This window comes from Novosphingobium olei, assembly GCF_012927405.1.
GTDB classification, from domain to species: domain Bacteria; phylum Pseudomonadota; class Alphaproteobacteria; order Sphingomonadales; family Sphingomonadaceae; genus Novosphingobium; species Novosphingobium olei.
Genome location: NZ_JABBGM010000013.1, coordinates 64147 through 82450, shown reverse-complemented (window position 1 = coordinate 82450; position 18304 = coordinate 64147). Strand labels below are relative to the sequence as shown.

Genomic DNA, 18304 nt, shown 5'->3' with positions numbered 1-18304 from the left:
ATGCTCGAAAACCTTGCCGCCCAGCCCGCAGACGCGCTGCTTGCCCTGATCAAGCTCTACAACGCCGATCCGCGCGCCGACAAGATCGACCTGGGCGTGGGCGTCTATCGCACCGCCGAGGGCGCGACGCCGGTGTTCAAGGCGATCAAGGCGGCCGAGCAGAAGCTGCTCGCCGACCAGGATTCGAAGGCCTACCTCGGCCCCGAGGGCGACATGGGCTTCGTTCACGCGCTGATCCCCTATGTCTTCGGGCAGGACTTCGACCGTTCACGCGTCGAAGGCATGCAGTCGCCGGGCGGCACCGGCGCGGTGCGCCTTGCCATCGAAGTCGCCAAGCGTTCGGGCATCAAGCGGATCCTGATGGGCACGCCTTCGTGGCCGAACCATGCGCAGATCGTCGCGGCGGTCGGGCTTGAACTGGTGACGTTCAAGCACACCACCGCCGACGGCCTTGCCGATCTCGACGCGCTGCAGGCCGCGCTCGCGGCAGCCCAGCCGGGCGATGCCGTGCTGCTGCACGGCTGCTGCCACAACCCGACCGGGGTCGATTACACCGAGGCGCAGTGGGACGCGATCGCCGCCACGCTGTCCGACGGCAAGGTCCTGCCGATCATCGACCTTGCCTATCAGGGCCTGGGCGATGGCATGGAGGCCGATGCCTATGGCCTGCGCAAGGTGCTGGGCGCTGTGTCCGAAGCGCTGGTCGCCTATTCGTGCGACAAGAACTTCGGTCTTTATCGCGACCGTGTCGGTGCGTTCTATGCCGTGACGTCGGATGCGACCGCGCTTGCCAACGCGATGGCCAATGGCGCAACCGTGGCGCGCGCTTCGTGGTCGATGCCGCCCGATCACGGCGCGGCTGCCGTCCGGCTGATCCTTTCGGACGCGGAGCTGACCAAGCTGTGGCTGGGCGAGCTCGACGAGATGCGCGACCGCATGGCGTGGGTGCGCGAACGCCTTGCCGCCGCGCAGCAGGTCGGCAGCGTGAACATGGCGCCGCTCGGCATCCAGAAGGGCCTGTTCTCGATGCTGCCGCTTTCGGGCGAGCAGATCCTGGCGCTGCGCGAAAAGCACGGCATCTACATGGCGGGTTCGGGCCGTATCAACGCGGCGGGCCTGACCACCGGCAACATCGACAAGTTCATCGCCGCGCTGGGCGACGTCGCGGGCTGATCACCAGCGACGCCTGCAAACAAGAAGGGCGGGCGCCGCGAGGGCCCGCCCTTCTTCGCGCCTGTGTGAAACAGCTTAGCCCTTGGCGGCGAGCGACTGCATCCGCTTGAGATAGCGCGCCAGCACGTCGATCTCGAGATTGACGGCATCGCCCACGGCGAGCGTGCCGATGGTGGTGACTTCGGCGGTATGCGGAATGATGTTCAGCGCGAAATGGCAGGTTCCATCGTCCTGGTCAGCGACTTCGTTGACCGTGAGCGAGGTGCCATCGACGGTGATCGAACCCTTGGGCGCGATGTAGGGCGCAAGTTCGGCCGGAGCGGAAATGCCGATGCGCGTCGAGCCGCCTTCCGGGCACAGGCCGACGACGTGGCCCACGCCATCGACATGGCCCGTCACGATATGACCGCCGAGCTCGTCGCCGAGCTTGAGCGCAGGTTCGAGGTTGAGCCTGGCGCCTTCCTGCCAATGTGCGGGCGCGGTGCACGAAATCGTCTCGCCGGACACGTCGACCGCGAACCAGGCGTCGCCGGCGGTACCACCGCGATCGACCACCGTCAGGCACACGCCCGAACACGCGATCGAGGCGCCGATGGCGATCCTGGCGGGATCCATCGCGCAGGCGATGGTCATGCGCTTGTCGCCGCGGTCCTCGATTCGGGTGATCGCGCCGATTTCGGTGACGATGCCGGTGAACATTGCTCTCTCTCCTTCAGCGCCTGCGCTCGTAGACGTCGAGCGTGTCACTGCCAAGCTGGCCACGGGACACATGGCTCCAGCGGCCGTGCGCTGCATCGAGCGTGGCGAGGCCGATATCGGCGATGCAGGGCTTTCCCCCGCCGATGACGATCGGTGCGCGGTAGATCATCAGCCGGTCGACCATGTCGGCGGCCAGGAACGTGGCTGCAGCGCCCGCGCCGCCTTCGACATAGAGATACTGCAGATCGCCGAACGCATCGGGCGCGGTGATGTCGGCAATTGCGCGCCAGCCTTCGGGTGCAGGGGCGTGTGTAAGCACCCAGCGTTCCGGACTGCGCGCCTCAAGCCCGGGCAGGCGCACATCGAGCCGGGGCGAATCGGCGCGGAGCGTACCCCCGCCGACGAGGATGGCCTCCGCGCGCGCACGCTCTACGTGCACGTGAGCACGCGATGCTTCGCCGGTGATCCAGCGGCTGGAGCCATCGGCAAGAGCGATGCAGCCGTCGAGCGAGGTCGCTAGCTTGAGCGTGACGTGCGGTCGGCCGAGGCGGGCGCGGGTGAGATAGCCGGCAAGCGAGTGCTGCGCCGCGTGCGAAGGCGTCGGGTCCACCTGGATCCCCGCGGCGCGCAGGCTTTCCATGCCGATGCCGGCCGTGCGCGGATCGGGGTCAGGACAACCGACCACCACGCGGGCAAGGCCGCTGGCGATTACCAGCGATGAGCAGGACGGCCCGCGCTCGCTCTGGTGTGCGCAGGGTTCGAGCGTGACATAGAGCGTCGCGCCGCGCGCGGCTTCGCCTGCCTGCGCCAGTGCCATGGCTTCGGCATGGGGGCGACCTCCGATCTGGGTGAACCCGCGCCCCACCACGCGCCCATCGCGCACGATGATCGCGCCCACGGCCGGGTTGGGGCGGCTGAACGGACGCCCGCGTTCGCCAAGCGCAGCCGCCGCGCTCAGCCAGTCATGATCGCTGTGCCCCCCCATCGCCGGGCCTCAAGGCTTGGGCGGGGCGGGTACCGGCTTGCCGGTGATCTGGCGCAGCAGCGCCTCGTTCTTTTGCTGCTCGGCCTTGCGCTCGGCTTCGCGCTCGACGGTGCCTTTGTCGTACATCTTCTGGGTGTCGATCCCGGTGGCCGCGCCGACCGCCTTGTACATCTTGCGGATGTCCTCGGCGCGGCGGTCTTCCTCGGCCTGCTCTTCGTCGAGCTTCTTCTGCGCGGCGATGTTGCCGGCAAGGATTTCCTTGTCGCTGCGATCGGCACGCCAGCTTTCGATGTAGATCACCTTGGGCGGCCGCGGCAGCCCGCGCCCGCCCTGCTGGGTCATCAGGTAGAAGATACCGCCAGTGACGCAGGCAGCCAGCAGCAGCGCGCGCATCCGGTACTCGCTGGGCGCGCCGAGGACCTGCCAGAGGTCCTTGATCGCGCGCTTGGGCGAAACGTTGGAAAAGAAACCCTTCATCGTGTCCCCTAGATAGGGGCCTGTGCCCGTTTGCGCCAGTTGCGGTTACATTTCCTCGTCGAGGCTGAGCAGCGATGCGTTTCCGCCAGCGCTGGTGGTGTCGGTCGAAGTAACGCGCTCGACGCAGAAGCGGGCGAGGTAGTGCGGCCCGCCGGCCTTGGGGCCAGTGCCCGATAGACCTTCGCCGCCAAACGGCTGGCTGCCGACGACCGCGCCGATCATCGAACGGTTGACGTAGAGATTGCCAACCTTGGCCGCGCTTTCCACCGCCTCTGCCACGCGCGCGATGCGGCTGTGCAGGCCCATCGTCAGACCGAAGCCCTTGGCGTTGACCCGCGCGATCACGTCGTCGAGTTCGCCGGTCTTCCATGTGGCCACATGCAGCAGCGGGCCGAACCATTCGGCATCGAGCTGGTCGAGCGAATCGAGGCGGATGACGGTTGGCGGCACGAACAGGCCGCTGTCCGGCACGGCGACCGTCTTCACGATCCGCCCGGCCATCTCCGCGCGGCGCGCCATCAGCTTGTCATAGGCCGCCCGGTCGATCACCGGACCGACATCGGTGGCAGGATGCGCCGGATCGCCGACCACCAGCGCGTCCATCGCACCCGCCAGCATTTCGAGCGTGCGATCGGCGATGTCTTCCTGCAGCAGCAGCAGGCGCAGCGCCGAGCAGCGCTGCCCGGCCGAACGGAAGGCGCTGGTGACGATATCGCGCACCACCTGTTCGGGCAGCGCGGTCGAATCGACCACCATCGCGTTGATGCCGCCGGTTTCGGCGATCAGCGGGACGATCGGGCGGTCGTCGTCTGCCAGCAGCGCGCGGGCGATGCGCTTGGCGGTGGGGACCGAGCCGGTAAAGGCCACGCCCGCGACGCGGGGATCGGACACCAGCGCGTGGCCGGCTTTGGCACCGCCGACGAGCAGCTGCAGCGCGCCTTCGGGAACACCCGCCTCACGCGCCAGCGCCACCGCCCACGCCGCGATCGCAGGAGTCTGCGGCGCGGGCTTGGCGACGACGGTGTTGCCGGTGACGAGCGCCGCGACGACCTGCCCGAGGAAGATCGCCAGCGGGAAGTTCCACGGTGCGACCGCCGCCCAGACGCCACGCGGCAGCATGCGCAGGACGTTGGTTTCGCCGGTCGGTCCCGGCAGGGGCACAGGCTGCATCAGATCGCGTGACTGACGCGCGTAATAGCGACAGAAGTCCGCCGCTTCGCGCACTTCGGCAAGCGCATCTGGCAGCGTCTTGCGCGCTTCGTGCACCAGCAGCGCAAAGGCTTCTTCGCGGCGCGCTTCGAGCAGGTCGGCCAGACGGTCGAGCACGTCGGCCTGGGCATCGATGGACACCGACGCCCAGGCCGGAGCCGCAGCGGCGGCCGCGCCGATCAGCGTCCCGGCATCCGCTTCGGCAGGTGCTGGCAGAACCGGGACCCGCGCGATCTTCGCCGCAAGATCGGCCAGCACCGCGCGATCGTTGAGGTCTACGCCTGCGGAATTGCCGCGTACCGGCTCGAACAGATCGATGGGCAAGGGGATCGACGGGTGGGGCAGTCCGCCGCTTTCCTGCGCCTTCGCCACCGGATCGGCGAGCAAGTCCTCTTCCGACAGGTCCGTGTCGGCCAGCTGGTGCACGAAGCTGGTGTTCGCGCCGTTTTCCAGCAGGCGGCGAACGAGATAGGCGAGCAGATCGCGATGGCCCCCGACCGGGGCATAGATGCGGCAGCGATAGCCTTCATCGCGCACCAGCGCTTCGTAGAGCCCTTCGCCCATGCCGTGGAGGCGCTGGAATTCGAAGTCGGCGCCGGTCTTGCCCAACCCCTTCGACCATTCGACGATCGTGGCGACGGTGCGCGCGTTATGGGTTGCGAACGCGGGCTCCACGTGCGGGCTCGCCAGCAGCTCGCGCGCGGCGGCGAGGTACGATACGTCGGTATGTGCCTTGCGCGTGAACAGCGGATAGTCGGGCAGGCCCTGTTCCTGCGTCGCCTTGATCTCGCTGTCCCAGTACGCGCCCTTGACCAGCCGCACCTTGATCCGGCGCCCGGTCGCCTCGCCCAGGCCATTGGCCCAGCGGCAGACGCTGCGCGCCCGCTTGGAATAGGCCTGAACCGCCATGCCGAGCCCGTCCCAGCCCTTGAGCGCGGGATCGGCGGCAACAGCGGCGATGATGTCGAGCGAAAGGTCGAGCCGTTCGCTTTCCTCGGCATCGACCGTCAGCGGGATGCCGACCCTGGCCGCGCCGCGCGCCAGGTCGAGCAGCATCGCGGTAAGCTCCGGTATCGCGGCGTCGGCCTGCGCCGCTTCGTAGCGGGGGTGGAGCGCCGAGAGCTTGACCGAGATCGAGTGCCCCTCGCCCGCAGCCTTGCCCACGGCGGCGATGGCGGCTTCGTAGCTTTCGAAATAGCGATGCGCATCGCCGAACGTGCGCGCGGCTTCGCCCAGCATGTCGAAGCTGGCGGTAAAGCCCCGGTTTTCGCCCTTGCGCATGCGCGCCATGGCTTCGTCGATGGTGCGGCCCATGACGAAGACCTCGCCCATCAGCTTCATGGCCGCGCCGACGGCCTGGCGCACGAACGGTTCGCCGCTGCGGGCGATCAGGCGGCGCAGCACGCCCGCCTGCGGCTCGACGCCGATCACCGCGCGCCCCAGCACCAGGCCCCATGTTGCGGAGTTCACCAGCATCGAGGAAGACTTGCCCGAATGCGCCCGCCAGTCCGCCTCGCCGATCTTGTCGGCGATGAGCAGGTCGGCGGTTTCCGGATCGGGCACGCGCAGGAACGCTTCGGCCAGGCTCAACAGGGCAAGGCCTTCGGCGCTGTCCATGCGGTATTCGGCCATGAAGCGGTTGACCCAGCCGCTCGCCTGCCCCTTGCGCAGTTCGGCGATCAGCGCCTTGCCGCGTGCCATGATCGCGGCTTCACCCTCGCGCGGCAACGCGGCGACCAGCGGGCGGACCACGTCGGGTTCGGCCAGGCGATGCAGGCGGCGCATTTCGGCGCGGGCGAGCGCCATGGCGGGGGTGAAGTCGAAGCGGCTGTCCATGCAGCGCCCCTAGCGCAAACCGGTTACACTTGCGACCGGATTTGCCAACATGCGTTCCGCCGTCAGCCGAACAGGCGGTAAAGCCCGCGCCCTTCGCGTTTGAGCCAGCGGTTGGCGTCCTCGATCCGCCCTTCGTAAAGCGCTGAAAGATGGGCGTGAAATGCGGGACTGTGATCGAAGTGGGTCATATGCGCCACTTCGTGCGCGACGACCGAGCGTCGCACGAAATCCGGCGTCATGACCAGTCGCCAGTTCATCCGGATCGAGCCGTCGGCGGCACAACTGCCCCAGCGGCGCTGCGCGCGCGACAGCGCCAGGCGCGGCACCGCCTTGCCGGCGCGGTCGCAGTAGTGCGCAAGATCCTCGGCCATCAGTCGCAGCGCTTCGCCTTCCAGCCAGCGGGCGAGCCGTCCCTGCAGTCCGTCCTGCGGGCCGCCGAGCACGATCATTCCATCGTCGAGCACCGGCTTGCGCGGTGCATCGGCCAGCCAGCGCACCTGCAGCGCCTCACCGCGGAATGGCACCACGCTGCCCGCGGTAATGCTCGCGCGCTCGGGCATGCGGCGCAGCTGCAGCGCAAGCCAGTCGGCGCGTTCGCGCGCGAAGGCTTCGGCATCGCCCACCCGGCCCCATCGTGGGATGGAGACGCGCACCTCGCCACCATCGGGCGAGAGGCGCAGCGTCATGCGGCGCGCCTGCGCGAGGCGACGGATCACCAGCGGCATTTCGCGCCCGTCGATCGTCATCGTGCGCGGCGCGATCGGCTTGGGCGCGGCAGGCTCACGCAAGGGCCGGCGCAGCCAGTCGATCACAGGAAGAAGTCCTCGCCCCCGAGATCCTCGGGCTCAAGGATCACGTGGTCCTCCAGCGGGCCGGCCAGCACTTCGCTGATGACGCGGCCCTTGACCGAAACGCCGGCGGCATGGACCGCCTCGCGATCCCCGCTGACCAGGTAGTGCCAATCGGGCAGCGGCTCGCCATCAGCGCGCAGGCGATAGGCGCAGGTGGGCGGCAACCAGGCGACTTCACGCACCAATCGTGGGGTCAGGCGCAGGCAATCGGGCACCAAGGCCTTGCGGTGCCGATAGTCACTGCAGCGCCCGCTGCGCGTGTCGAGCAGACGGCAGGCGACATTGGTGCGATAGACCCGCCCCGTGTCCTCGTCCTCAAGCTTGTGCAGGCAGCACTGGCCACAGCCGTCGCACAGCGCTTCCCACTCATCGCGGGTCAGCGCCTCGATCGGCTTTTCCCAGAACCGCTCGCCCGGCGCTGCCACGTCAGTGCACCCACTTGGCCAGGTCCGCCGCGACGGCCGGCCCGTCCTTTTCGGCCGGCAGCAGCGCCAGCGGCTTGCCATCGGGCCCCATCAGGTAAGCGGCGCGGCTGTGGTCCATCAGATAGGCATCGGGCGAGGAGCCCTCGCGCTTCTGGTAATAGACCGCAAAGCTCTTGGCGACGGCGGCGATCTGCTGCGGCGTACCGGTCAGGCCGATCAGCTCGGGCCCGAAGTTCGCGGCGAACTTGCCGACGTTTTCGGGCGTGTCGCGCGCGGGATCGACGGTGATGAACATCGGCACGACCTTGGCCGCAAGCTCCGGGCTCGTCCTGGCGAAGGCGTGATAGCCCTGCATCAGGTGCTGGACGTCCAGCGGGCAGACGTCGGGGCAGAACGTGTAGCCGAAATAGACCACGCGGTACTTGCCGGCAAAGTCGGCGTACCGCACCGGCTTGCCGTCCTTGCCGATCAGGGTGAAGTCACCGCCGATGCTGGCGCCTTCGAGCGGTGGGCGCTCGGCAGGGCCGCTGCCCGAACAGGCAGAAAGCGCGAAGGCCAAAGCGCTGGCAAGCGTTAGGAATATCGGTCGGCGGAAGGATCGGCGCGGGGCTTGGTCGAGCATGGCGCGCCGGTTCATGCTCTGCTAACCAGCTGCTTGCAAGGGGCGATACCCGCCAAGGGGCGCCAACAGGAGGACGACGACGTGATCAGGTGGACCCGCTTTGCGCGGCGATATGCCAAGCTGGGCGCTGTGGCGCTCTCCGGACTTGCTCTGGGGATCGCTGTGCCTGCAGCGGCGCAGTTCTCGGACAGCTACAAGTTTCTTGAATCGGTGAAGAAGAAGGAAGCCGACAAGGTCACCGATGCGCTGAACGAGCCGGGCACCCAGATCGTCAACACTCGCGATATAACCACTGGTGAATCCGCGCTGCACATCGTCACCGCGCGGCGCGATCTGATGTGGATGCAGTTCCTCGTCGGCAAGGGCGCCAACGTCAACATCCGCGACAACAAGGGCACCACGCCGCTCGTCCTGGCCTGCAATCTGGGCTATCTCGAAGGCGTGGACTTCCTGATTTCGGCTGGCGCCCGCGTCGATGAGCCTAACAACACCGGCGAGACGCCGCTGATCAGCGCGGTCCACCGGCGCGATGTCGCGCTGGTGCGGGCGTTGCTGAAGGCCGGTGCCAATCCGGATCGCCCGGACAATTCGGGCCGGTCGGCACGGGATTACGCCGCGCTTGACGGCAAGGGCAGCACGATGCTGAACGAGCTGGAGAATGCCGCCAAGGCCAAGGCTGCCAATCCCGCCAAGAAGAGCTACGGCCCGACGTTCTGATCCGATTCCTCCAGCAGGTTGCGCCATGGACACCGAAACCGCCGATCACGCTTCGCTCGAAGACCTGCGCATGGACCTTGCACCGCTCGTCGCGGAATCGGCGATGTTCGACGGATGGAGCAACGCTGCGGTCGATGCAGCCGCAGACATGGCCGGCGTCGACCGGGAAGCCGCGCGCTTTGCCTTCGAAGGCAAGCCGATGACGATGATTGCCGCGTGGATCCATGCGATCGACCGCGACATGGCGCGCGAGCTGCCCAACGAGCGCATCGGCAACCTGCCGATCCGCGAACGCATCCGCAGCCTTGTCCAGTTCCGCCTCGATGCGCTTGCCGGGCGCGAGGAAGCGCTGCGGCTGGCCCTGATCGAGATGGCCAAGTCCTGGAACGCGGCCTCCGCCGCGCGGCTCGGCTGGGAAAGCGCCGATCGCATGTGGCGGCTCGCCGGCGATACCGCCACCGACTACAATCACTACACCAAGCGTGCGACGCTCGGCACCATTTACGCCGCGACGCTCACCTTCTTCGCCCAGGACAAGAGCGAGGACCACGACGAGACGCGCGCCTTCCTGTCCCGCCGTATCGATGACGTGATGAAGTTCGAGAAGGCCAAAGCCCGCGTCATGCGCCCGCGCGATGAAGGCCTCAGCCTGACGCGGCTGCTCGGTCGCCTGCGCTACCCTGCGACCTGACGGACAGCGTTCCAAATTGACCTCGATCAACTATTGCGAATGACTTGCAATTGTTGAGCCGCTGTGGCAGCGCCGCAGGCGTGACACTCGACCAGCTCCCCCTTGGCATCAGCGCCCGCATCGCCGCGGTCGACTGGGACATGCTCGTGCCCGAGGAAGCCCAGCGCCTGCGCGCGCTGGGGATCGACGAAGGCGCGAAGGTGAAGCTTGCCTATCGCGGGGTGTTCCTCGGTCGCGACCCGCTGGCGATCGAGATCGGGCGCATGACCGTTGCCCTGCGCCGCGCCCACGCCCGCGCCATGACGGTCGATACCGTGCCCGAGACGCAGGCGGCCTGACACGATGAGCAGGCAGCCCTGCGTCGCCGCCCTCGTCGGCAATCCCAATGCGGGCAAGAGCGCGCTGTTCAACGCGCTGACCGGCGCGCGCCAGAAGATCGCGAATTACCCTGGCGTCACCGTCGAACGGAAGGCCGGGCGCATGCTGCTGCCCAATGGCGAACCGGTCGAGCTGGTCGACCTGCCCGGCTCCTACGGCCTCCACGCCACCACCAGCCCCGACGAGGAAGTGACGCGCCGCGTGGTGATGGGCGAACAGCACGGGCAGGCGCAGCCCGACGTGCTGGTTATCGTGCTCGACAGCTCGAACCTCGAACAGCACCTTGTCTTCGCGCAGGAAGTGCTCGAACTCGGCCGGCCCACGGTGGTCGCGCTCAACATGGTCGATCTGGCCGAGCGCGATGGGCTGGTGCTCGATTCGGCGGCGCTTTCGGCCGCGTTGGGGGTTCCGGTGATCCCGACGGTTGCCGTGCGCCGTCGGGGGCTCGACGATCTTGCTGCAGCCGTCGCCGCCGCGCGCGATGCGGTGGCGGAGCAGCCGGTCGCCCGGGCGCATGTCACCTTGCCCGAACGGCGCATGCTTGCGCACGAAATGGCGCAGGGGGCGATCCTTTCCGAAACCGCCAGGCACCGCATCCATGCGCGCATGGACAAGGTCCTGCTGCATCCCTGGGCCGGCCCGCCGATCCTGTTCGCGCTGCTGTTCGTTGTGTTCCAGGCGGTGTTCAGCTGGGCGACGCCCTTTGCCGACGGGATCGACGCCGCCTTTTCCGCAATCGGCGACTGGGTGCGAACCGAACTGCCGGCCAGTCTCGCACGCGATCTGCTTACCGACGGCGTGATTGCGGGCGTCGGTGCGGTGGTGGTGTTCCTGCCGCAGATCCTGATCCTGTTCTTCTTCATCCTCACGATGGAGGCGACCGGATACATGGCGCGCGCCGCCTTCCTGATGGACCGGCTGATGGCGGGCGTCGGGCTTTCAGGCCGCAGCTTCATCCCGCTGCTGTCGAGCTTTGCCTGCGCGGTGCCCGGCATCATGTCCACGCGATCGATCACCGATCCCAAGGATCGGCTGACCACGATCCTGATCGCCCCGCTGATGACCTGCTCGGCACGCCTGCCGGTTTACGCGGTGATCATCGCTGCGTTTATTCCGAACCGCGCCGTCCTGCCCGGCGTCGGCCTGCAGGGGCTGGTGCTGTTCACGCTCTATGTCGTCGGCATCATCGGCGCGATGGTCGTTGCGCTCATCCTGCGCCGCTCGGTGACCAAGGGCGCGGCATCGGGCTTCATCATGGAGCTGCCCAAGTACCAGCTGCCCACGGTCAAGGATCTGGCGCTCGGCCTGTTCCAGCGTGCGTGGGTGTTCCTGCGCCGCGCCGGCACGATGATCTTCACCGTCACCGTCGCGCTGTGGCTGCTGCTCAACTTCCCGCGCGCCGAGCCTGGACAGGACCAGGTCAACGCCTCGATCGCCGGGCATATCGCCAACGGCCTGGCGGTCGTGGTCGAACCGATCGGCTTCAACCGGGACATCGCGCTCGCACTGATCCCGGCCATGGCCGCGCGCGAGGTTGCGGTCAGCTCGCTCGCCACGACCTACGCCGTGGGCGCCACCGACGACGATCAGCAGGGCCGCCAGCTCGGCGACCAGCTCAAGGGCCGGTGGAGCCTCGCCACCGCGCTCGCCTTCCTCGCCTGGTTCGTGTTCGCGCCGCAGTGCATGTCGACCATTGCCGTGACCCGGCGCGAAACCAACGGCTGGAAGTGGCCGGGCTTCATGCTGGCCTACCTGTTCGGCTTGGCCTACGTCTTTGCCGGGGCGACCTACTGGATCGCGGTGGCCTTGGGCTTGGGATAGCCGTTTTCCACCAGAAGTGCCGCGCTTGAGGTTGGCCCCGCGGGCCTCCATCTTCTACCCAAGCCCGCAAATCTCATTCAGGAAAACGATTCGATGGCAGGCAGCGTCAACAAGGTCATTCTGATCGGCAATCTCGGCGCCGATCCGGAAGTGAAGAGCTTCCAGAACGGCGGGCGCATCGCCAACCTGCGCATCGCCACCAGCGAGAACTGGAAGGACCGCGCCACCGGCGAGCGCAAGGAGCGCACCGAGTGGCATAGCGTGGTGATCAATTCCGAAGGTCTCGTCGGTGTGGTCGAACGCTTCCTGAAGAAGGGCAGCAAGGTCTACATCGAAGGCCAGCTGCGCACCCGCAAGTGGCAGGACCAGTCGGGCAACGACCGCTACACCACCGAAATCTCGGTCGGCGGCATGGGCGGCGTGCTGACCATGCTCGACGGCCCGCAGGGCGGCTCGGGCGGCGGTGGCGGAATGGGCGGCGGTGGCCGTTCGTCCGGCGGCGGCTGGAACGATGGCGGTTCGTCGGGCGGTTCGCGCGGTGGCGGCGCGTCGGGCGGCAGCAGCTGGAACCAGGGCGGCGGCTCGTCGGGCGGCTTCGGCGATGATCTGGACGACGACATCCCGTTTTGATCGGGCCGTTCTGATCGCAGGCGCGGAAGCGGCACCCCAGCGAAAGCTGGGGTCGCTTCCGGCCCCAAGCCTCCTCAAGTCCCGCGCGTATCTCCGTACAGGTGAATATGCAGGCGGTCCGTAAACCGCCACCCGGCACTGAGCGCCGCATCCGACAGCCATTTCGACCGATCACGCAAGGTTGCGCTGTCGGTGCCCTCGGGCATCACGAACAACCGCTCGCCGGGAATGGCGTAGGCCTTCTGCAGCACGGCCACTTCCTCAACATCGGCAGGCGTCGCCACCACGAACTTGAAATAGGCGCGCGGCTCGGCCGCCCAGGCCGACAGCCGTTCCGGGATCAGCGCCAGCTCGGCCGGATTGCCCGAATGCGCAAGTTTGGGGCTGACATTGTACTGATCGACCAGCGCGTCGAGCGCCGCATGCGGCGCGACCGAACCGTTGGTTTCGATCTCGACGTGGAAGTCTGGCCGCGCTTGCCGGACCGCCGCGACCATCCGCGCCAGCGCCGCTCCCTGCAGCAGCGGCTCGCCCCCGGTGATGACCAGACGGTCGGGCGACAACGCCACGATCCGCGACGCCACCTCGCCCTCGTCCAACACCAGCTGGTTCGCGCTGCGTTCGAACGCCAGGTCGTCGCGGTGCGGCCGATTGTCGCCGGTAAAGCGCCACGTGTACGCCGTGTCGCACCAGCGGCAGGCGAGGTTGCAGCGCGACAGGCGCACGAACGTGGAAGGCCGGCCCATCGAAGGCCCCTCGCCCTGCAGCGAGGCGAAGATCTCAGCCTCGCCCGGATTGACGGTAGCGAGCGTCAGCACCCCCATCCTCCCCCGCAAGGGGAGGGGGACCGCCGAAGGCGGTGGAGGGGTATTGCCCGCACGCTAACCCTCCGTCGACGCTGCGCGCCGCCACCTCCCCAGCAGGGGAGGATGGTGGGCCATGGCCTGATCACCCCAGCCGCTTGAGCGCGGCGGCGAGCCGCTCGGCTTCGGCCGCGTGCATGGCATGGTCGGCGCGCGCCTTCTCGACCGCTTCGGGCTTGGCGCGCTCGACGAACGAGGGGTTGGACAAACGCCCTTCCAGCGCCTTGGCTTCCTTCTGCGACACAGCCAGCGCCTTTTCCAGACGCGCCTTTTCCGCCGCAATGTCGATCACGCCGTCGAGCGGCACGATGATGTTGGCGTCACCCGCACCGATCTGCATCGCAGCGCCTGCAGGCGCCGCTTCGAAACGGATCGCGTTGAGCCGCGCCAGTCGTTCGATCGCGGCCGGGTTGGCCTCGATCGTCGCGCGCGTCTGTGCCGAAGGTTCGGGCAAATAGGCATCGAGCCGGGCACCCGGCGCAATGCCGAGCTCGTTCTTGGCCGTGCGCAGGTTGGACACCAGCGCGATCAGCCACTCGACCTCACGCTTGGCATCCGCGTCCGCCGGGACATCAGCCGAAGGCCATTGCGCCACGATCAGGTCGACCGACCGGTCGCCAAGCGCGTGCCACAGTTCTTCGGTGACGAAGGGCATGAACGGATGCAGCAGGACCAGGATCTGATCGAGCACCCAGCCGGCAACGGCACGGGTCTCGTCATCGAAGCTGCCCTTGATCAGTTCGATGTACCAGTCGCAGAAGGTGTTCCAGGTGAACTGGTAGATCGCGTTGGCCGCCGCGTCGAAGCGCAGGTCGGCCATCGCCTGATCGAGCGCGCGGACGGTTTCGCCCACTTCGCCCACGATCCATTTGTTGACCGCGCTGGTCGCCTGCGGAGCCGTCGCCGACGTGCTGCCGACGATGCCATTGCTCTGGCAGAAGCGGGCCGCGTTCCACAGCTTCGTAGCGAAGTTGCGGTAACCCTCGACCCGCTTTTCATCCATTTTCACGTCGCGGCCCTGGCTTTCCATCGCGCACATGAAGAAGCGCAGCGCATCGGCCCCGTACTTGTCGATCAGGCCCAGCGGATCGACCACGTTGCCCTTCGACTTGGACATCTTCTGCCCGTCTGCCGCGCGGACGAGCCCGTGGAGATAGAGCTTCTTCCACGGCACCTGCCCCATGAACTCGATGCCCTGCATCGCCATGCGCGCATCCCAGAAGAACAGGATGTCGAAGCCCGACACCAGCAGGTCGTTGGGATAGTGCTTCTTGAGCAGCGGCGCGTCCTGATCCGGCCAGCCGAGCGTGGCGAAGGGCCACAGCGCGGAGGAGAACCACGTGTCGAGGACGTCCTCGTCGCGCGTGAGCTTCTTATTGCCGGCCAAGGCCTGGGCCGCTTCCTCGGTTTCGGCGACGAAGACCGAACCATCCTCGGCATACCAAGCCGGGATCCGATGGCCCCACCACAGCTGGCGGCTGACACACCACGGCTGGATGTTCTCCATCCAGTTGAAGAAGGTCTTTTCCCACGACTTGGGCACGATCTCGATCTTGCCCGAACGCACCGCCTCGATCGGGGCCTTGGCCAGCGTCTCCGCATCGACGTACCACTGGTCGGTCAGCCAGGGTTCGATCACCACGCCGCCGCGGTCGCCGAACGGGGTCTGGATCGTGCGCGGTTCGGCGTCGAGCAGGGTCTCGTTGCCTTCCTTGTCCTTCACCACGTGCGGGATCAGGAAGCCCGCCGCCTTCATGTCGGCAACAATGGCCTCGCGCGCGTCGAAGCGGTCCATCCCGAGGTACTTTTCGGGCACCAGGCCGTCGGCGGTCTGGACCACCTGGGCTTCGGCATCGAACATGTTGAGCATGTCGGCCGCCTTGATCCCGGCGCGCTTGCCCACTTCGAAGTCGTTGAAATCATGCCCCGGCGTGATCTTCACCGCACCCGACCCGAGCTCGGGATCGGCATGCTCGTCCGCCACGACCTTGAGCCGGCGGCCGGTCAGCGGCTGCAGGATTTCCTTGCCGATCACCGACTTGTAGCGCTCGTCCTCAGGATGGACGGCCACCGCCATGTCGGCCAGCATCGTCTCGGGCCGCGTGGTCGCAACCTCGATGTAATCGAGCCCGTCGTCGCGCTTCACACCATCGGCCAGCGGATACTTGAAGTGCCAGAACCCGCCCTTGATCTCGTGCGTCTCGACTTCGAGGTCGGAGATCGCGGTCTTGAGCTTGGGATCCCAGTTCACCAGCCGCTTGTCGCGGTAGATCAGGCCCTTGTTGTAGAGGTCGACGAAGACCTTTACCACCGCGCGGGTGAAATGCGGGTCCATCGTGAACTGCTCTCTGGACCAGTCCATCGAGCAGCCCAGGCGCCGCAGCTGGCGCGTGATCGTGCCGCCGCTCTCGGCCTTCCATTCCCACACCTTGTCGATGAAGGCTTCGCGCGTATAGTTGGTGCGCTTGTCCTGCCGCGCCTCCATCTGGCGTTCGACCACCATCTGGGTGGCGATGCCGGCGTGGTCGGTGCCGACCACCCACAGCGCGTCCTTGCCGCGCAGGCGTTCGTAGCGGATCACCACGTCCTGCAGCGTATTGTCTAGCGCGTGGCCGATGTGCAGCGAACCGGTCACGTTCGGCGGCGGATTGACGATCGTGAAGGGCTGCGCATCGGGGCGCTCGGGGCGGAACAGGCCGTTCTCTTCCCAGTGCGCATACCACTTCGCCTCGATGCCGGCAGGCTCGAACGTCTTGGCAAGCTCGGTCGCGATTTCGGGCACGGAATCCGTTGCAGGGGTCTGGTCGCTCATGCGCGGCGCTCTGCCACCCGGAGGGCCACGCTGCAAGCGCAACCCGGGACCCTACGGCCAGCTCCTGCGTTACGTCGCACGTGCTGCACTTGTCGCCTCGGAACTTTTCCCGCATGAAGCGGACACGATGCGGGCGCTGACCGACTTCACGATCGCGTCGGACGATCCTTCGTCCGGCACAAACGGCGGCGCCACCCTGGCGTTTTCCGGCCCGATGACCGTGGCATCGCTCGGCGCGATCGATGCGCGCATCCGCCACATTTCCGATCCGCTTTCCCAGATCGACATGACCGGGGTCACGCGCATCGACACAGTCGGCGCCTGGGTCGCCTGGCATCTTGCCCAGCGTACCGGCGCCCGGATCGTCAATTGCAAGCCTGAAGCCGAACGGCTGATCGCCGCGATCAGGAAGGCCGACGATAACCGCGAATCCGTACGCGCCGACCGGCTGCCGCTGTTCGAACGCGTGCCTGCGGTGATCGGCGACACCGTGATCGGGCTCGCCAACGGCGGCCTGCAGGTGCTCGGATTTCTGGGTCTCTACGTCCAGGCCTGCTGGTCGCTGCTGCGCCGACCGTCCACCTTTCGGACCAAGGCGCTGATCCACCAGATGGAGCTCGTCGGAGTCAACGCGCTCGGCATCATCGCGCTGATGAGCTTTCTGGTCGGCATCGTCATCGCGCAGCAGGGCGCGGTGCAGCTGCGACAGTTCGGGGCGGAGATCTACACCGTCAACCTCGTCGGCCGCCTTACCTTGCGCGAACTCGGCATCCTGATGACCGCGATCATGGTCGCGGGCCGCTCGGGCTCGGCGTTTGCCGCGCAACTGGGCACGATGAAGCTGACCGAAGAGGTCGACGCGATGCGCACGATCGGCGTCTCGCCGATGGAGGCGCTGGTCATCCCGCGCATCCTTGCCACGATGATCATGATGCCGCTGCTGGGCATCTACTCCTCGTTCCTCGGTATCATCGGCGGCGCGTTCCTGTCCTCGCTCACGCTCGGCATTCCCTTCTTCACCTTCCTCGCCCGCATCCAGGAAGTGGTTCCGCTGCACGATGTCTGGGTCGGGCTGGTCAAGGGCCCCGTGTTCGGCCTCATCGTCGCGGTTTCCGGCTGCTATCAGGGGCTGCAGGTGCGCAACAATGCCGAGGAAGTCGGCACCCGCACCACCGCGGCCGTCGTCATGGCGATCTTCATGGTCATCGTGCTCGACGCCTTCTTCGCGGTGTTCTTCACCGAGATCGGCTGGGGATGAGCGAGACTTCGGAATTCCCCATTCGCGTGCGCGGATTGAAGAACGTGTTCGGCGATCATGTCGTGCACGAAGGGCTCGACCTCGAAGTCCGCAAGGGCGAGATCATCGGCGTGGTGGGCGGCTCGGGCACCGGCAAGTCGGTGCTGATGCGTTCGATCATCGGCCTTCAGGTACCCGCCGAGGGCGAGATCGAAGTGCTGGGCAGCAAGATTACCGACGCCCGCGATGACGAGGATATCGACATTCGCAGCCGCTGGGGTGTGCTCTTCCAGGGGGGCGCGCTGTTTTCCACGCTGACGGTCGCCGAAAATGTCGAAGTGCCGCTGCGCGAATTCTATCCCGAGATCAAGGACGAACTCCGCCACGAAATCGCGCGCTACAAGGTGCTGCTTTCCGGGCTTCCCGCCAACGCCACCGGCAAATACCCCAGCGAGCTTTCGGGCGGCATGAAGAAGCGCGCCGGCCTCGCCCGCGCACTCGCGCTCGATCCCGAACTGCTGTTTCTTGACGAGCCCACCGCCGGGCTCGATCCGATCGGCGCGGCAGCGTTCGACCAGCTGATCCTGGGCCTGCAGCAGACGCTCGACCTGACGGTATTCCTGATCACCCACGATCTCGACACGCTGTACGAGATCTGTGACCGCGTGGCCGTGCTCGCCGACAGGAAAGTGATCGCCTGCGGGACGATCCCGGAACTGCTCGCGCTGGATCATCCCTGGATCCAGGAATACTTCAACGGCCCGCGTGGCCGGGCCGCGCAGTCGGCCAAGCATCGCAACGATACCAGGGCCGACGCCGCTGGCAGCAGCGCTCCTGCGCCCCTCGACGAGACGGCGCAGGAGCAGCAAGAGGGTTAA

At 67.1% G+C, this 18304-nt stretch carries 17 protein-coding genes; 8 read left to right on the top strand and 9 right to left on the bottom strand.

Annotation, left to right across the window (positions count from 1 at the left end; all coding sequences use genetic code 11):
* Positions 1–1173 carry an amino acid aminotransferase gene (locus HHL27_RS19430; RefSeq protein ID WP_169495050.1) on the top strand — a complete coding sequence of 391 codons (1173 nt, stop codon included), beginning with the start codon at positions 1–3 and terminating at the stop codon, positions 1171–1173.
* 75 nt (positions 1174–1248) lie between these two features.
* On the opposite strand, the gene HHL27_RS19425 is transcribed toward HHL27_RS19430, so the two are convergent.
* The 7 genes from HHL27_RS19425 to HHL27_RS19395 form a co-directional block, all read right to left on the bottom strand.
* Positions 1249–1872, bottom strand: coding sequence for a riboflavin synthase (locus HHL27_RS19425; protein WP_169495049.1), 624 nt, complete (start codon positions 1870–1872; stop codon positions 1249–1251).
* Between the two features lie 13 nt (positions 1873–1885).
* Positions 1886–2857 carry a bifunctional diaminohydroxyphosphoribosylaminopyrimidine deaminase/5-amino-6-(5-phosphoribosylamino)uracil reductase RibD gene (gene ribD, locus HHL27_RS19420; protein WP_169495048.1) on the bottom strand — a complete coding sequence of 324 codons (972 nt, stop codon included), beginning with the start codon at positions 2855–2857 and terminating at the stop codon, positions 1886–1888.
* 9 nt (positions 2858–2866) lie between these two features.
* A complete protein-coding gene (locus HHL27_RS19415) occupies positions 2867–3334 on the bottom strand; it encodes a hypothetical protein (protein WP_169495047.1) in 468 nt (155 codons plus the stop codon).
* 45 nt (positions 3335–3379) lie between these two features.
* Positions 3380–6379 carry an L-glutamate gamma-semialdehyde dehydrogenase gene (locus HHL27_RS19410; protein ID WP_240960054.1) on the bottom strand — a complete coding sequence of 1000 codons (3000 nt, stop codon included), beginning with the start codon at positions 6377–6379 and terminating at the stop codon, positions 3380–3382.
* 62 nt (positions 6380–6441) lie between these two features.
* Entirely contained in the window at positions 6442–7191 is a 750-nt protein-coding gene (locus tag HHL27_RS19405; RefSeq protein ID WP_338114961.1) for a M48 family metallopeptidase, read from the bottom strand.
* Positions 7188–7655 carry a YcgN family cysteine cluster protein gene (locus tag HHL27_RS19400; protein WP_338114960.1) on the bottom strand — a complete coding sequence of 156 codons (468 nt, stop codon included), beginning with the start codon at positions 7653–7655 and terminating at the stop codon, positions 7188–7190. The genes HHL27_RS19405 and HHL27_RS19400 overlap by 4 nt, the downstream gene beginning before the upstream one ends.
* Position 7656: 1 nt before the next feature.
* Positions 7657–8277, bottom strand: coding sequence for an SCO family protein (locus HHL27_RS19395; RefSeq protein WP_240960053.1), 621 nt, complete (start codon positions 8275–8277; stop codon positions 7657–7659).
* Positions 8278–8397: 120 nt separating this feature from the next.
* On the opposite strand from HHL27_RS19395, the gene HHL27_RS19390 reads away from it, so the two are divergent.
* From HHL27_RS19390 to ssb, 5 genes are all read left to right on the top strand, one after another.
* Positions 8398–8994 carry an ankyrin repeat domain-containing protein gene (locus HHL27_RS19390; protein WP_206069730.1) on the top strand — a complete coding sequence of 199 codons (597 nt, stop codon included), beginning with the start codon at positions 8398–8400 and terminating at the stop codon, positions 8992–8994.
* Between the two features lie 25 nt (positions 8995–9019).
* Positions 9020–9685, top strand: coding sequence for a COQ9 family protein (locus HHL27_RS19385; protein WP_169495044.1), 666 nt, complete (start codon positions 9020–9022; stop codon positions 9683–9685).
* 80 nt (positions 9686–9765) lie between these two features.
* Positions 9766–10023, top strand: a complete 258-nt coding sequence (locus HHL27_RS19380) for a FeoA domain-containing protein (protein WP_169495043.1) — start codon at positions 9766–9768, stop codon at positions 10021–10023.
* A gap of 4 nt (positions 10024–10027) precedes the next feature.
* Entirely contained in the window at positions 10028–11884 is a 1857-nt protein-coding gene (feoB, locus tag HHL27_RS19375; RefSeq protein ID WP_169495042.1) for a ferrous iron transporter B, read from the top strand.
* Positions 11885–11977: 93 nt separating this feature from the next.
* Positions 11978–12514, top strand: a complete 537-nt coding sequence (ssb, locus tag HHL27_RS19370) for a single-stranded DNA-binding protein (protein WP_169495041.1) — start codon at positions 11978–11980, stop codon at positions 12512–12514.
* A 74-nt stretch (positions 12515–12588) separates the two neighbouring features.
* Here the strand turns inward: ssb and HHL27_RS19365 are convergent, their stop codons facing one another.
* Both HHL27_RS19365 and HHL27_RS19360 read right to left on the bottom strand, forming a co-directional pair.
* Positions 12589–13338: a 7-carboxy-7-deazaguanine synthase QueE gene (locus HHL27_RS19365; protein WP_169495040.1), complete on the bottom strand. Its 750-nt coding sequence runs from the start codon at positions 13336–13338 to the stop codon at positions 12589–12591.
* A 124-nt stretch (positions 13339–13462) separates the two neighbouring features.
* Positions 13463–16189 (bottom strand): valine--tRNA ligase, encoded by a 2727-nt coding sequence (locus HHL27_RS19360; RefSeq protein ID WP_169495039.1) that lies wholly within the window; start codon positions 16187–16189, stop codon positions 13463–13465.
* Positions 16190–16316: 127 nt separating this feature from the next.
* Between HHL27_RS19360 and HHL27_RS19355 the strand changes: the two genes are divergently transcribed.
* Together HHL27_RS19355 and HHL27_RS19350 are read left to right on the top strand one after the other, a co-directional pair.
* On the top strand, positions 16317–17447 hold the full coding sequence (locus HHL27_RS19355) for an ABC transporter permease (protein ID WP_169495038.1): 1131 nt from the start codon (positions 16317–16319) through the stop codon (positions 17445–17447).
* Positions 17444–18304: an ABC transporter ATP-binding protein gene (locus HHL27_RS19350; protein ID WP_169495037.1), complete on the top strand. Its 861-nt coding sequence runs from the start codon at positions 17444–17446 to the stop codon at positions 18302–18304. Before HHL27_RS19355 ends, HHL27_RS19350 begins: the two co-directional genes overlap by 4 nt.

What these genes read in the sequence shown, in the direction of transcription:
- HHL27_RS19395 (WP_240960053.1), bottom strand. Translation starts at nt 8,277, where the DNA reads ATGCTCGACCAAGCCCCGCGCCGATCCTTCCGCCGACCGATATTCCTA.
- HHL27_RS19360 (WP_169495039.1), bottom strand. Translation starts at nt 16,189, where the DNA reads ATGAGCGACCAGACCCCTGCAACGGATTCCGTGCCCGAAATCGCGACC.
- HHL27_RS19410 (WP_240960054.1), bottom strand. Translation starts at nt 6,379, where the DNA reads ATGGACAGCCGCTTCGACTTCACCCCCGCCATGGCGCTCGCCCGCGCC.
- HHL27_RS19365 (WP_169495040.1), bottom strand. Translation starts at nt 13,338, where the DNA reads ATGGGGGTGCTGACGCTCGCTACCGTCAATCCGGGCGAGGCTGAGATC.
- HHL27_RS19430 (WP_169495050.1), top strand. Translation starts at nt 1, where the DNA reads ATGCTCGAAAACCTTGCCGCCCAGCCCGCAGACGCGCTGCTTGCCCTG.
- HHL27_RS19355 (WP_169495038.1), top strand. Translation starts at nt 16,317, where the DNA reads ATGCGGGCGCTGACCGACTTCACGATCGCGTCGGACGATCCTTCGTCC.
- HHL27_RS19350 (WP_169495037.1), top strand. Translation starts at nt 17,444, where the DNA reads ATGAGCGAGACTTCGGAATTCCCCATTCGCGTGCGCGGATTGAAGAAC.
- feoB (WP_169495042.1), top strand. Translation starts at nt 10,028, where the DNA reads ATGAGCAGGCAGCCCTGCGTCGCCGCCCTCGTCGGCAATCCCAATGCG.
- HHL27_RS19415 (WP_169495047.1), bottom strand. Translation starts at nt 3,334, where the DNA reads ATGAAGGGTTTCTTTTCCAACGTTTCGCCCAAGCGCGCGATCAAGGAC.
- ribD (WP_169495048.1), bottom strand. Translation starts at nt 2,857, where the DNA reads ATGGGGGGGCACAGCGATCATGACTGGCTGAGCGCGGCGGCTGCGCTT.
- HHL27_RS19385 (WP_169495044.1), top strand. Translation starts at nt 9,020, where the DNA reads ATGGACACCGAAACCGCCGATCACGCTTCGCTCGAAGACCTGCGCATG.
- ssb (WP_169495041.1), top strand. Translation starts at nt 11,978, where the DNA reads ATGGCAGGCAGCGTCAACAAGGTCATTCTGATCGGCAATCTCGGCGCC.
- HHL27_RS19425 (WP_169495049.1), bottom strand. Translation starts at nt 1,872, where the DNA reads ATGTTCACCGGCATCGTCACCGAAATCGGCGCGATCACCCGAATCGAG.